Source organism: Pseudomonas sp. FIP_A4 (assembly GCF_036701605.1).
Classification (GTDB): domain Bacteria; phylum Pseudomonadota; class Gammaproteobacteria; order Pseudomonadales; family Pseudomonadaceae; genus Stutzerimonas; species Stutzerimonas phenolilytica.
In genome coordinates this window covers 61647-74120 of sequence record NZ_JAYDXP010000119.1, presented here as the reverse complement: position 1 = coordinate 74120, position 12474 = coordinate 61647, and the positions used below count along the sequence as shown (strand labels likewise).

The following is a 12474-nucleotide window of genomic DNA, read 5'->3' as shown; positions in this document are numbered from 1 at the left end:
TTGACGACAAGCAGTCGTGACGGAGCGATTATCGAAAGGCCATCAGGGGCCACATACGCTGCCATAGCGGCGAAACGCTAGTACTTTGGCCGCGGATCGAGGCTCGGTCTCAAAGCACTGCTCCCCTGCTCCCCGAAAACAGCGCTTAGGTCGTAAACCCAAAGCAGCTGGAGGTACTGGTCAGTGCTGGCATGCCGGTTGCGGGCGCACGCCGCCGCGCCCGAGCGGTGGCTCAGGCGCAAGGCATTTACTGAAGTGAGAGCGATTGCCGAGGGTCAGCGCGCCTGCCAGCCGGCATCGGCTACCGCTGCGTTGGCCAGGCAGCACCAGCCACCCTGTGCATTGCGCAGCGTGGCGAGTGCGGCACGCAGTGCTTCAGGCCGCAACTCGCGCATGGCCGCGGCCACTTGAGCGGGATGGTCAGTGGCCTGGCCGGCCAGGCAGGCCTGCCAGATGCGCTCGGCGCGCTGACGCGGATCGTCCAGAGCGCTGTCGCCCGGCACTTGCGTGGCGTCCGAATCCAGGCTTTCGCTCAGCCGTGCGAGGAACTCCTCGATATGCGCAACGATCTGCCCCGCCGAGGCACTGGGTGACTGCACCGCGAAAAGGATGCCCGCGTGCTCGCCGAACTGGCGAAAGCCGCAGAACACCGCATAACCCAGCTGTAGCTCGCTGCGCAGACGCCGGAAGAAGCCACTCTCCATCGCCCGCGCCAGCGCCCGCCAAGCGGCTTCCTGGCGGGCGTCGCGCGTCGGCAGCGGGCAGAACAGCAGCACGGCCGTCTCTGCGGCAGGCTCGCCCAGACACCACCAGAGGCGGCGCCCTGCGTACCACGGCTGCGTGGCGTCAGCCGGCTCGCGCAGAGGCCGGCCGGGCGTGTCGCCCAGCACCGCATGGAGCGCGTCGTTCAGCTCGGGGGCGAGACCGACCGCCAGCGCCTGCCAGTGCGCCCGGGTCCAGGCGGAGGCCAGTGCAGCCTTATCGAGCGCCCCCGACGCGGCGGCATCGGCGCTGCCCAGCAAGCGTGGCAGGCGACCGATCAGCTGGCGAATGAGCAATTCCTCGCCATGCAACCGCGCGGCTTCGCCGAACCGCCGGCGGCCGTCGAGATAGGCGCCAGCTGGCGGCGCGCTCAGCAACTTGAGCAGATCACCCGCGATAATCGGCAACGCGGCGGCGTAGCCGAACAGACTCAGGCACCAGCCGTTGCCGAAATCCTCGAAACGCAGCTCGACGCCCGCCTGCCGCGCCGTCTGGATCGCCGGGCGCAACGCGCTGTCCAGCACATGCCACAACCCGCCTGGACTTTCCCCGTCGAAGCGCCAGTGCAGGTACAGCGCGCCCTGCCCGTTGGCATCCAGCGGGCCGACGCAGCGCAGCGCCGGTTCGTTTTGCGCCGGCGATGGCAGCGGTCGGGCACATAACCATGGATTGCCCGCCGGCAGAGCCCAGTGCCGGCTCGGCGGCGCAATGGGCGGCAGCTCCTCGGCAGCCATACGCAGCGCAAAGCCGGCGGCTTCGATAGCCGGTGCCGGGCGCGGGTCTGCCGTCAGGACCGCCGGTGCGCTCTGCAACCGGACCACAACCTCGCGTAGCGCCTGATAGACGGTATCCGGCTGCTCATGCGCCAGCAGCGCCTCCGGCTCGACCCAATGGCGCAGCCGCGCCAGCGGCGGCATTACCTGCAGACTGCGCTCGCGCACGCGCCGGTACTCGCCCCAGTGGTGCGTGAGCACCGCGTCCTGACCAAGGAAACACAGCCAGCTGTGCAGTGCATCGATGATGCCTGCCCGCGCCGCCAGACCCTCTGCAGTCAGGCCGAACTCGATCACCACCACGCCCTGGTCGGCGTGCCAGTACGGCACGCGCAAGCGCAGACGATCGATCCAGCCGCGGTCGCGCAGCAACGCGAACAGGCTACCCGGCGCCTCGGCCTGTAGGCTGCTGGCGAGCGCATCCAGCGCCGCCGCGCTGCCAAGCGGCATGCCGTCGAGACAGAACGCCGCCTCCAGCCGCGGCCGGCCATTGGCGAGCTGCAAGCGCGCGCTGCGTGCCACCGCATGCAGCGGCGGCAGGCTGCGTGAAGGCTGCGCGCGCGCCTCGATCCGGCAGTGCGGCGCCTTCAGCAGGCGGAGCAGCGCAGCGGGTTCGAGCGGCGCGGCGACCAGCAGTTCGAGCGCACCAGCGTGATAGAACTGCTGGTGATACGCCCGCAGCGCCTGCTGGAAGGCCGCACTCTCCACCGGCAGGCTGGCGCGATTGCCGGCGTGAAAGGCGGCGAATGGATGCGCGGTATCCAGCGTCATACCGTGCGCGGCATCGCACAGCGTCTCGCTGTCCTGCGCGCGAGCGAGGAATTCAGCCTGCAGCACCTCGCGCTCGCGCAGCTGCGCGGCCGGGTCGAGCAACGGTCGCGCGAGCATGTCGAACAGACGCTGCAATCCGTCCGAAAAGGTCTCGGCCGACAGCTGAAAGAAGAAATCGGTATGCCGCTCGCGGGTCGATGCGTTGAGCTGGCCGCCGCAACCCTGCACGAAGGCCATCAGGCTGTCCTCTACTGGATAGCCAGCGCTACCTAGAAACAGCAAGTGCTCGAGGAAATGCGCCAGCCCCGGATAGGCTGCCGGCGCATCGTGCGCGCCGGCATGCACTCGCACCAGCGCTGCCGCCTGACTCCCGGCAGGCAACTGCAACAGACGCACCCGCAGCCCTTCGGCAGTGGAGAAGCATTGCGGTGCAGCGGTCGGTTCGAAGCGCAGGTGGGCCATGGGCATGTCGTCGGCAAACAGTTCGCAGGACGCACAGCATCGGCGGAATTCGCGGCTCAGCACAATGCTGCTTGCGCACTAGCAGCCGGGGCGCCTTTTGCGTACAGCCGGCTTCGCCGCGTCAGGTATCCAGACGGCCCGCCAGAAACTGCTGCAAGCGCTGCTGCATCTGCCGGCCGCCACTGCCCAGACTGGCAATCGGCGAGCCGCGCAGGCTGTCCTCCGCGAGCGCCGCGCCCTCGCCAGCGACCGCGAGCGGACAATCCAGGCGCAATGTCAGGCGATTCAGCTGGCGCACCTGCGCGCCGCTCGGCGGCACATTGGCGTACAGCACCAGTGCCTGCGGACGGACCTTTTCGCACACCAGGGTCAGCTCCTCCAACGGTTGGCCGCTGGGCAGCACCCGCACTGTCAGGCTGTCGCTGCCAAGCAGCAGGCCGGCCACCAGCAGCTCCAGTTCGCGACACTGAGCGGACAATGCGGCAAGCAGCACGACCGGCGCGCCCGCCGTCTGCCCGAACTGCAGGCGCTGCAACACGCGACTGCGCAGAAAGGCATCGAGGAACAGCCATTCGCTGGTACGACCGAACTCCTCATGGCGCAACAGCCACTCCTGCCACACCGGCAGGAGCACGTCGTGGAATACGGTCGTCAACGGATAGGTGGAAAAGATCTGGCCGTACAGCTGTTCGAGCCGAACGCTGTCGAAATCGCTGATCGCCTGGCGCAGCTGCCCCTGCCACTCGCCACGATCGGCGTCGAGCGATTCCTGGACCGCCGCCGGGCGCTGCCCCTCGCCGGCCGCGCGAGTCGCGGCGCTGCGTTCGAGGATGCTGCCGACCTTGCTCACCGCCACACCGCGCTCGGTCCAGGCGAGGATGTTGCGCACCGCCTCGATGTCGGCCAGCGAATAGAGCCGATGGCCGCTGTCGGTGCGCGTCGGCTGGATCAGCCCGTAACGGCGTTCCCAGGCGCGCAGCGTGACCGGATTTATCCCGGTCAGTCGGCACACCTCGCGGATGGGGAACAGCTCCTGTTGCTCGAACGTGCTCGGGGCCAGTGTCGAAGCGCCGTGGGAATCGGTCATGGGGCGGCTCGGTCGGAAAGAGTGTCGCGATTGTAACCCAGCATTTCGCCAGATACCCTCTACAAAGGTTGTACAAACGCAGGAGTCGATGAAATGCCGCCCGATCTGCCGTTGACGCTGTTTGTCGATCGCGCCTGCCCGCTCTGCGCGCGCGAGATCCGCTGGCTGGAGCGTACGGCCGATCCTGCGCGGCTGCTGCTGGTGAATGTCAGTGCGACGGACTTCTCCTGCGCAGGGTTGGGCAAGGATCTGTCGCAGCTGCGCCGCCGCCTGCATGCGCGCAGCGCCAGTGGCGTCTGGCTGACTGGCGTGGATGCCACCTACTGGAGCTGGCGCCTCGCCGGACACGGCACATGGGCCGCGCCCTTGGGCTGGAAACCGCTGCGGCCGCTGTTGCGGCTGGCCTACACGCTGTTTGCCACACTCCGACCGCACCTGGAGTGGCTACCGCATCCCGAGGGCGCCAGCCGTTGCGGTGCGCAATGCGCGATCAGGCAAAAACCGCCGGCCTCCTGAAGTTCAGTCGTCAGCGTAAAGCGGCAGGCGCAGCCCAAGTTCCGCTTCCAGGCAGCTCGGCCGACCGATCATTTCGTCGTGGCTGACCGGCTGGCACCAGTACACCTCGCGTACCCCGCAGCCGCGCAGCAATCGCTTGAGACTGCCCTGGTCGCTCCAGATCGTCCGCCCGCCATCGGCAAACGCCGCACGCCGACCGGTTCGGTCGACGATCCACGCACTGTAACCACAGCAGCGCAAACCATGCAGTTCGACCTGCTCGACCTGACCGCGACGCATGGCGAAGCGCAAGTCCGCGCTGGACATTCGCTTTCTCGACATCCCAGCACCTGTACAAAAATCATCTACCGGACAAATTATTGTACAAATAAAAATATTCGTATAGGTTTAATCACATACCGCTGGCGCGTACGTCAGCGCACTGCCCTTAGCCAGCGGCGACTGAAGGAACCACCATGAACGACCTGCCCGGCCACTACCGCCAAATACTGCTTGGAGTGGGTGAAGACCCCGAACGCGAAGGCCTGCGCGACACGCCGCTACGCGCGGCCAAGGCCATGCAATACCTGTGTGGCGGCTACCAGCGCAGCCTGGAAGAGATCGTCAACGGTGCGCTGTTCGCTTCCGACAATGACGAGATGGTCATCGTCAAGGACATCGAGCTGTACTCGCTGTGCGAGCACCACCTGCTGCCCTTCATCGGCAAGGCCCACGTGGCCTACATCCCGACCGGGCGCGTGCTTGGCCTGTCCAAGGTCGCGCGAATCGTCGACATGTACGCCCGCCGGCTGCAGATTCAGGAAAACCTGACGCGGCAGATCGCCGAAGCCATCCAGGAAGTCACCGGTGCCGCGGGCGTCGCGGTGGTCATCGAGGCCAAGCACATGTGCATGATGATGCGCGGCGTCGAGAAGCAGAATTCGGTGATGAACACCTCGGTGATGCTTGGAGCCTTCCGCAACTCCTGCAACACGCGGATGGAATTTCTCCAGCTGATCGGCAGGTCGCAGTGATGCCGCGGCTGGAACCCGGCATGGCGCGTATCCGGGTGAAGGACCTGCGCCTGCGTACCTACATCGGCATCAACGAGGATGAAGTCCTTAACCGCCAGGATGTACTGATCAACCTGACCGTGCTCTACCCGGCCGTCGCTGCGGTGCGTGACAACGATATCGACCGCGCGCTGAACTACCGCACCATCACCAAGGCGATCATCCAGCATGTCGAGCAGAACCGTTTCGCCCTGCTCGAACGCCTGACCCAGGAAATCCTCGATCTGGTGATGGCGCATCCGGCGGTCAGCTATGCCGAGGTCGAAGTCGACAAGCCCCACGCGCTGCGCTTCGCCGACTCGGTATCGATCACGCTGGCTGGCTGTCGCTGAGCTGCCGGCCATGGTCAGCCGCCTCCTCCTCGTCTGCCTGCTCGGGCTTGTCCCGCTCGGCGCCTCGGCCAGCTGGCGCGAGGCGGTGCCCGAGGCACGACTGGTTGGCCAGGGAGAACTGCGCTTCTTCGGATTTCGTATCTACGACGCGCGCCTCTGGAGCACGACAGCGCCACTGCAAGCGCAGACGCCGTTCGCGCTGGAGCTGACCTACCATCGCGCCATCAGCCGCGATGACTTCGTGCGTACCAGCTTGGAGGAAATCGCACGGCTGTCCGGCATACCGGAAGACTCCTCACGCCTGCGCGATTGGCGCGCGCAGATGCACAAGGCCTTCGTCGATGTACAGCCTGGCGAGCGCATCACCGGCGTCTATCTGCCCGGCCGCGGTTGTCGCTTTTACGTCAACGATCGACTGCAGCATGAGGTCGCCGACCCGGCATTCGCCGAGGCCTTCTTCGCCATCTGGCTCGATCCGCGCAGCCGCGACCAGGCCCTGCGGCGCGACCTGCTGGGCGAACGATGAAGGCCCCGGCGCTCGCCGCCTATGCGCTGCTCGGTCTGCCGCTGGCCATGGCGATGCTGCCGATCTACGTGCTGGTGCCGAACTTCTATGCGGCCGACCTCGGTCTGGGCCTGACGCTGACCGGTACGGTGCTGTTTCTCGCCCGGCTGCTCGATACCGTCCAGGACCCCTGGCTCGGTCGGCTGATCGACCGCCGCTCCGCACGCGGCTGGAATATGCTGCTCGCTGGTTCGGCCGTGCTGCTGAGCGCGGCGATGGCCGCGTTGCTGATCCCGCCCGACGGCCTCGGCAGGTTCGCCCTGGCGGGCTGGCTGGGCGCACTGCTGGCGCTCACCTACACCTTGCACAGCCTGATCAACATTACTTATCTGGCCTGGGGTGCGCGGCTTTCCGACCAGCCTGAAATCCGCACGCGTGTGGCGGCCTGGCGCGAAGGCGCCGGGCTGATCGGTGTGGTACTGGCCAGTGTGCTGCCCACTGCGCTGGCGACGCGGTACGGCATGTCGACCGCGCTCGGCGTGTTCGCGCTGACGTTCGCCGTGCTGCTGTGCCTCGGTGGCGCGATGCTCCTGCGCGCTGCGCCGCGCCCGCAGCGGGTCGCGCGCAGCGATGCACAAAGCTGGCGCCTGCCGCTAAGCAACGGGGCGTTCCGACGGCTCGCCGGTGTGTACTTCATCAATGCGGTAGCGGTGGCCATTCCGGCCACGCTGGCGCTGTTCTTCATCGCCGATCGCCTGCAGCTGGCAACGCTGACCGGGCTGTTCCTGGCGCTGTACTTCGTCAGCGGTGCGCTCGGGCTACCGATCTGGACGCGACTGGCCGATCGACTGGGCAAGCGGCGCAGCTGGCGGCTCGGCATGCTCACCGGTTGCGCAGCCTTCATCTGGGCGGTGTTGTTGGAGCCGGGGTCCGCCTGGGCCTATGCCGGCGTATGCGTGTTGTCCGGCCTCGCCCTCGGCGCCGATCTGGCCCTGCCACCGGCGCTGCTGGCCGACATCATCCCCGCCGGGCAGCGCGATTCGACCGCCGCCTACTTCGGCCTGTGGAGCTTTCTCGCCAAGCTCGCCCTGGCGCTGGCCGGCCTTGCGCTGCCCTTGCTGGCCTGGGTCGGCTACCAGCCCGGCTCCCCGGCCGGCTGGAACCTGGCCCTGGTCTATGCCGGGCTGCCCTGCCTGTTGAAGCTGCTAGCGGCCCGCCTGCTCACGTCCCTGCCCTGCGGAGATCCAACGCCATGAAAAGAATCCTGATGCTGATGCTGTGCCTGCTGCTTGTCAGCTGTACGGCCGTGGAGGTCGAGCATTACCGCAACGAAGAACCGCGGCTGGACCTGCGTGCGTTCTTCGTCGGGCGCGTCGATGCTTGGGGCATGTTCCAGAAGCGCTCCGGCGAGGTGGTCAAGCGCTTCCATGTCGAAATCACCGGCAGCCGCGACGGCGACAAACTGATCCTCGACGAACGCTTTCGCTACAGCGACGGTACCACCCAGCAACGCGTCTGGACGCTCACCGAAGACAGACCCGGCCAGTGGCGCGGCACGGCCGCCGACGTGATCGGCGAAGCCCGCGGCGAAGTGGCCGGCAATGCGCTGCGCTGGCGCTATGTGCTCAGCCTGCCGGTGGATGGCAGCGTCTATCAGGTGGACTTCGACGACTGGATGTACCTGATCGACGAGAACACCCTGGCCAACCGTTCCTTCATGAGCAAATTCGGCGTCGAACTGGGCCAGGTCACGCTGTTCTTTCGCAAGCAGGTCGACTAGCACATCGCTTGCAGCGCTCCTGCGTGTGCTGTAAGCGCTCGGCCGGGCGCAGTTGTTCTAGAATGCGCCGCACGCCCCTTCAGGATCCCGCGCCATGATCAATGCCAAGCTGTTGCAACTGGTAATCGAAGCCTCCAACGACGGAATCGTGGTTGCCGAGCAGGAAGGCGACGACAACATCCTGATCTACGCCAACCCGGCCTTCGAACGGCTCACGGGCTATGCCGTGGATGACATTCTCTACCGCGACTGTCGCTTCCTGCAGGGCGAAGATCGCGACCAGCCGGGCCTGCAGGCGATCCGTGAGGCGGTGAAGAGCAACCAGCCGTGCCGTCAGGTGATCCGCAACTACCGCAAGGACGGCTCGCCGTTCTGGAACGAGCTGTCGATCACGCCGGTATTCAACGAAGGCGACCAGCTGACCTACTTCATCGGCATCCAGAAGGATGTCACCGCCGAAGTCGATGCCTTGCAGCGGGTCGAGGAACTGGAAGCGCGGGTGCGTCAGCTCGAAGCGCAACTGGCCGAGCGCAACGCCTGAACGAACGCCTCGCGAGCGCGCCAAAATAGGCGCAAACGCCCGGCTGACGCCGACTGCAGAGGATGTCATTGACGTTTCATGGCATAATGGCACTCCGCCATTTCCTGCAGTCGGGCGCATGGCGCCCTTGGATGACGCTCGTTGATTACCAACGTCCTCGTAGAAAACACGATCATTCTGTTCGCGTTGTGCTGGCCGCTCTCCTTCTACTCGAGCAATTGGACGCGAAAAGACCGACCCGTGGCGCAATGTGCGGCCGGTATCTGGTTCGGCATTGCCTGCATCATCGGCATGATGATCCCCAACGCCATTCAGGCCGGCCTGGTCTTCGATGCGCGCACCGTGGTGCTGAGCATGGCCGCGCTATTCGGCGGGCCGCTGGTGGCCGGCATCGCCGGCGCGCTGGCCGCGGCCTATCGCATCTGGCTCGGCGGCATCGGGATGCTGACGGGCCTGGGCAACGTGCTGTTGCCCATCGTGCTCGGGCTCGCCTATCGCTACTGCCATCAGCGCGGCCTGGTGCGCATCGGTTGCTGGCAGCTGCTGGCATTCGGCCTGCTCCTGCATTTTGGGGTGCTGGGGCTGGTCGCGCTGCTGCTGCCGACCGCCGTGGTGCTGACGGCCTTTCGCGAAGTCGCCGCGACGCTGCTGGTGGCACTGCCGCTGGGCACGACGGCCCTCGGCTTGCTGATCAAGGACCTGATCAAACGCAACAACACCGAGCAGGCGCTCAAGATCAGCGAGGCGCGGCTGCGTGCCATCACCCAGGCACTGCCCGATCTGCTGCTGGTGATCGACGAGGACGGGCGCTACCTGGACATCATCTGCTCCGAACGCAGCCTGCTCTACGACGATCCCTCGCGCCTGATCGGTCGCCGCCTGCACGACGTCATGCCACCGGCGGAGGAGCAGCGCTTCCTCGATTTCATTCATGAAACGCTGCGCAGCGACACCCCGCAGCTGCTCGAATATACGATGCAGACGCTCGGCGGCCGGCGGGTTTTCGAGGGACGCGCCCTGGCGCTGGACATTCCCGACATGGAAAAGCGCGCGGTGGTCTGGCTCAGCCGCGACATCACCGAACGCACCAATGCCGAGCTGGAACAGCGCATCGCTGCGATCGCCTTCGAATCGCAACAGGGCATGCTCATCACCGACGCGGACAACCGCATCCTGCGGGTGAACAAGGCCTTCAGCCAGATCAGCGGTTTCACCAGCGAGGAAGCCATCGGCCAGACCACCCGCCTGCTGGCGTCCGGCAAGCACGACGCGGACTTCTACCGGGCGATGTGGGAAAGCATCGCCACGACCGGCACCTGGATCGGCGAGATCTGGAACCGACGCAAGAACGGCGAGGTGTATCCCGAGTGGCTGACCATCAGTGCGGTAAAGGATGCGCAGGGCAAGATCAGCCACTACGTGGCGGCCTTCTCCGACATCACCGACCGCAAGCTCGCCGAACAGCGCATTCACCATCTGGCCTTCTATGACCCGCTGACCGGTCTGCCCAACCGCCGGCTGCTGCTTGATCGCCTGCAGCAGGCGATGGCATCCAGCCGGCGCACCGGCCAATTGGGCGCACTGATGTTCATCGACCTGGACAACTTCAAGAACATCAACGACCTGCACGGGCACCAGACCGGCGACGAGGTGCTGCGTCTGGCGGCTGGGCGGCTGTCGGCCAACATCCGCGCCAGCGATACCGTGGCGCGGCTCGGCGGCGACGAGTTCGTGGTGATGCTCGAAGGCCTGGCCAGCGATGCCGTACTGGCCGGCAGCCAGGCCGAGCATGTCGGCATGAAGCTGCTCAGCTCGCTGGATGGCGCCTATCGCCTGAACGAGTTGAACCTGCACAGCAGCGCCAGCATCGGCGTGGTGCTGTTCGGCGAGGACGACAGCACCAGCGACGAGCTGATGAAGCGCGCCGACATGTCGATGTACGAAGCCAAGCTGTCAGGCAAGAACGCCCTGCGCTTCTTCGACCCGCGCATGCAGCAGGCCGTGCAGGAGCGTCTGCGCCTGGAGGAAGAAATCCGCCGCGGCGTGCTGACGGGCGAATTCTTTCTCTATCTGCAGGCACAGGTAGAACAGACCAGGGGCCTGACCGGCGCCGAGGCGCTGGTGCGCTGGCGGCATCCGCAGCGAGGCCTGCTGTCGCCGGCGGAGTTCATCGTCCAGGCCGAGCGCGCAGGTCTCGTCCAGGAGCTGGATGTGCTGATGCTGCGACAGGCGTGCCTGCAGCTCGCGCAATGGTCCGGCCGCGCCGGATTCGACGAACTGACGCTGGCGGTCAACATCAGCGCGCACCTGGTGTATCAGGACGACTTCATCACCCTGCTGCTGCAGCTGCTGCAAGCCAGCGGCGCCAACCCCCAGCGACTCAAGCTGGAGCTCACCGAAACGCTGCTGCTGGACAACATGCCCGAGGCCATCGCGCGGATGAACCAGCTGAAGGCGCACGGCATCCGCTTCTCCATCGACGACTTCGGCACCGGCTATTCGTCCATGAGTTACCTGCAGCAGTTACCGCTGGATCAGCTGAAGATCGACCAGGCCTTCGTCCGCGGCCTGCCGGACGATGCCAGCAGCCAGACCATCGTGCGCGCCACCTGCGCACTGGCGGCCGGTCTGGGTCTTGAGGTCATCGCCGAAGGGGTGGAAAGCGAAGAACAGCGCACGGCGTTGCTCGCCAACGGCTGTCACCGCTATCAGGGCTATCTGTTCGGCAAGCCCATGCCGGTGGAAGAATTTGAACGACTGGTCGTCGCTCAGCCGCAGCGCGCCAGCGCCAGCGGCTGAGCGCGGCGATTCACAGTTCCTGCGGCGCCCGGCGGCACAGTGCGACCAGCGCCTGCACCCAATCCTCGTGGGTGTTCAGGCACGGCACCAGCAGCAGATCCTCGCCGCCGGCCTCGATGAATTGCTCGCGGCCGCGATCGCCGATTTCCTCCAGCGTTTCGATGCAGTCGGCAACGAACGCCGGACACATCACCAGCAGTTTCTTCACGCCGCGCTGGGCCAGTTCATCCAGACGCGTTTCGGTATAGGGTTCGATCCACTTGGCCCGGCCCAGCCGTGACTGGAACGACACTGACCACTGATCGTCACGCAATCCGGCACGCGTGGCGAAACCCGCAGCGGTGCGCATGCACTGTGCGCGGTAGCAGCTGGCGAGCACCTCGCCCTCGGCGCGCTGGCAGCAATCGTCACCCTTGAGGCAGTGCGCTCCGGTCGGATCGCTCTTGTGCAGATGGCGCTCGGGCAGGCCGTGGAAGCTCAGCAGCAGATGATCGAAGTCCTGTTGCAGAAAGGGCGCGGCACTGGCGGTCAGCGCATCGAGGTATTCGGGCTGATCGTAGAACGGCTGCAGGATCGACAGCTGCAATTGCAGCCCATGCGCGCGGATCACCCGCCGGGCCTCCTCGATGACCGTGGTCGTCGTGCTGTCGGCGAACTGCGGATAAAGCGGTGCCAGGGTGACCCGCTGGATGCCCTGCCCGGCCAGCTCGACCAACCGGGTTTCGATGGACGGCTCGCCGTAACGCATCGCCAGCTCGACCGGCCCCTGCGTCCAGTGCGGCCGCACCGCTTCCTGCAACTGCCGGCTCAGCACCACCAATGGCGAGCCCTCCGGCCACCAGATCGAGGCATAGGCATGTGCCGACTGCTCCGGCCGCTTGATCAGGATCAGCGATACCAGCAGGCGCCGCAGCGGCCAGGGCAGGTCGATGACATACGGGTCCATGAGGAACTGGTTGAGATAGCGGCGCACATCGGCGACTTCGGTGGAGGCTGGCGAACCCAGGTTGACCAACAACAACGCCTGCTCTGTCATGCAACATTCCTGACTACGGTTTGGGGGGCGCGCCGCCATGCTGCACGCGGCGCGGTAT

12 protein-coding genes are annotated in these 12474 nt (G+C 66.0%); 8 read left to right on the top strand and 4 right to left on the bottom strand.

Features of this window, described 5'->3' with window-relative positions:
• Positions 1-275 precede the first annotated feature (275 nt).
• Together pqqF and U8L64_RS05575 are read right to left on the bottom strand one after the other, a co-directional pair.
• Positions 276-2768, bottom strand: coding sequence for a pyrroloquinoline quinone biosynthesis protein PqqF (gene pqqF, locus U8L64_RS05580; protein ID WP_333394716.1), 2493 nt, complete (start codon positions 2766-2768; stop codon positions 276-278).
• Between the two features lie 121 nt (positions 2769-2889).
• Complete coding sequence (locus U8L64_RS05575; RefSeq protein ID WP_333394714.1) at positions 2890-3855, bottom strand: MerR family transcriptional regulator; 966 nt, start codon at positions 3853-3855, stop codon at positions 2890-2892.
• A 93-nt stretch (positions 3856-3948) separates the two neighbouring features.
• Between U8L64_RS05575 and U8L64_RS05570 the strand changes: the two genes are divergently transcribed.
• Positions 3949-4371 carry a thiol-disulfide oxidoreductase DCC family protein gene (locus U8L64_RS05570; RefSeq protein WP_333394712.1) on the top strand — a complete coding sequence of 141 codons (423 nt, stop codon included), beginning with the start codon at positions 3949-3951 and terminating at the stop codon, positions 4369-4371.
• Positions 4372-4374: 3 nt separating this feature from the next.
• On the opposite strand, the gene U8L64_RS05565 is transcribed toward U8L64_RS05570, so the two are convergent.
• Positions 4375-4677 carry a DUF6482 family protein gene (locus U8L64_RS05565; protein WP_333394710.1) on the bottom strand — a complete coding sequence of 101 codons (303 nt, stop codon included), beginning with the start codon at positions 4675-4677 and terminating at the stop codon, positions 4375-4377.
• 149 nt (positions 4678-4826) lie between these two features.
• Between U8L64_RS05565 and folE the strand changes: the two genes are divergently transcribed.
• From folE to U8L64_RS05530, 7 genes are all read left to right on the top strand, one after another.
• The gene (folE, locus tag U8L64_RS05560; protein WP_008568790.1) at positions 4827-5384 is read left to right on the top strand and encodes a GTP cyclohydrolase I FolE; all 558 of its coding nucleotides are present in this window, start codon (positions 4827-4829) and stop codon (positions 5382-5384) included.
• On the top strand, positions 5384-5755 hold the full coding sequence (folX, locus tag U8L64_RS05555) for a dihydroneopterin triphosphate 2'-epimerase (protein WP_008568791.1): 372 nt from the start codon (positions 5384-5386) through the stop codon (positions 5753-5755). Before folE ends, folX begins: the two co-directional genes overlap by 1 nt.
• 10 nt (positions 5756-5765) lie before the next feature.
• Complete coding sequence (locus tag U8L64_RS05550) at positions 5766-6281, top strand: chalcone isomerase family protein (RefSeq protein ID WP_333394705.1); 516 nt, start codon at positions 5766-5768, stop codon at positions 6279-6281.
• Positions 6278-7516, top strand: coding sequence for an MFS transporter (locus U8L64_RS05545; protein ID WP_333394703.1), 1239 nt, complete (start codon positions 6278-6280; stop codon positions 7514-7516). The genes U8L64_RS05550 and U8L64_RS05545 overlap by 4 nt, the downstream gene beginning before the upstream one ends.
• On the top strand, positions 7513-8040 hold the full coding sequence (locus U8L64_RS05540) for a DUF3833 domain-containing protein (protein ID WP_333394701.1): 528 nt from the start codon (positions 7513-7515) through the stop codon (positions 8038-8040). Before U8L64_RS05545 ends, U8L64_RS05540 begins: the two co-directional genes overlap by 4 nt.
• 94 nt (positions 8041-8134) lie before the next feature.
• The gene (locus U8L64_RS05535; RefSeq protein ID WP_234302252.1) at positions 8135-8581 is read left to right on the top strand and encodes a PAS domain-containing protein; all 447 of its coding nucleotides are present in this window, start codon (positions 8135-8137) and stop codon (positions 8579-8581) included.
• A gap of 141 nt (positions 8582-8722) precedes the next feature.
• Positions 8723-11380 carry an EAL domain-containing protein gene (locus tag U8L64_RS05530; protein WP_333394698.1) on the top strand — a complete coding sequence of 886 codons (2658 nt, stop codon included), beginning with the start codon at positions 8723-8725 and terminating at the stop codon, positions 11378-11380.
• A gap of 10 nt (positions 11381-11390) precedes the next feature.
• Here the strand turns inward: U8L64_RS05530 and hemH are convergent, their stop codons facing one another.
• A complete protein-coding gene (gene hemH, locus U8L64_RS05525; protein ID WP_333394696.1) occupies positions 11391-12416 on the bottom strand; it encodes a ferrochelatase in 1026 nt (341 codons plus the stop codon).
• Between the last annotated feature and the right edge of the window lie 58 nt (positions 12417-12474).

What these genes read in the sequence shown, in the direction of transcription:
- pqqF (WP_333394716.1), bottom strand. Translation starts at nt 2,768, where the DNA reads ATGGCCCACCTGCGCTTCGAACCGACCGCTGCACCGCAATGCTTCTCC.
- U8L64_RS05575 (WP_333394714.1), bottom strand. Translation starts at nt 3,855, where the DNA reads ATGACCGATTCCCACGGCGCTTCGACACTGGCCCCGAGCACGTTCGAG.
- U8L64_RS05570 (WP_333394712.1), top strand. Translation starts at nt 3,949, where the DNA reads ATGCCGCCCGATCTGCCGTTGACGCTGTTTGTCGATCGCGCCTGCCCG.
- U8L64_RS05565 (WP_333394710.1), bottom strand. Translation starts at nt 4,677, where the DNA reads ATGTCCAGCGCGGACTTGCGCTTCGCCATGCGTCGCGGTCAGGTCGAG.
- folE (WP_008568790.1), top strand. Translation starts at nt 4,827, where the DNA reads ATGAACGACCTGCCCGGCCACTACCGCCAAATACTGCTTGGAGTGGGT.
- folX (WP_008568791.1), top strand. Translation starts at nt 5,384, where the DNA reads ATGCCGCGGCTGGAACCCGGCATGGCGCGTATCCGGGTGAAGGACCTG.
- U8L64_RS05550 (WP_333394705.1), top strand. Translation starts at nt 5,766, where the DNA reads ATGGTCAGCCGCCTCCTCCTCGTCTGCCTGCTCGGGCTTGTCCCGCTC.
- U8L64_RS05545 (WP_333394703.1), top strand. Translation starts at nt 6,278, where the DNA reads ATGAAGGCCCCGGCGCTCGCCGCCTATGCGCTGCTCGGTCTGCCGCTG.
- U8L64_RS05540 (WP_333394701.1), top strand. Translation starts at nt 7,513, where the DNA reads ATGAAAAGAATCCTGATGCTGATGCTGTGCCTGCTGCTTGTCAGCTGT.
- U8L64_RS05535 (WP_234302252.1), top strand. Translation starts at nt 8,135, where the DNA reads ATGATCAATGCCAAGCTGTTGCAACTGGTAATCGAAGCCTCCAACGAC.
- hemH (WP_333394696.1), bottom strand. Translation starts at nt 12,416, where the DNA reads ATGACAGAGCAGGCGTTGTTGTTGGTCAACCTGGGTTCGCCAGCCTCC.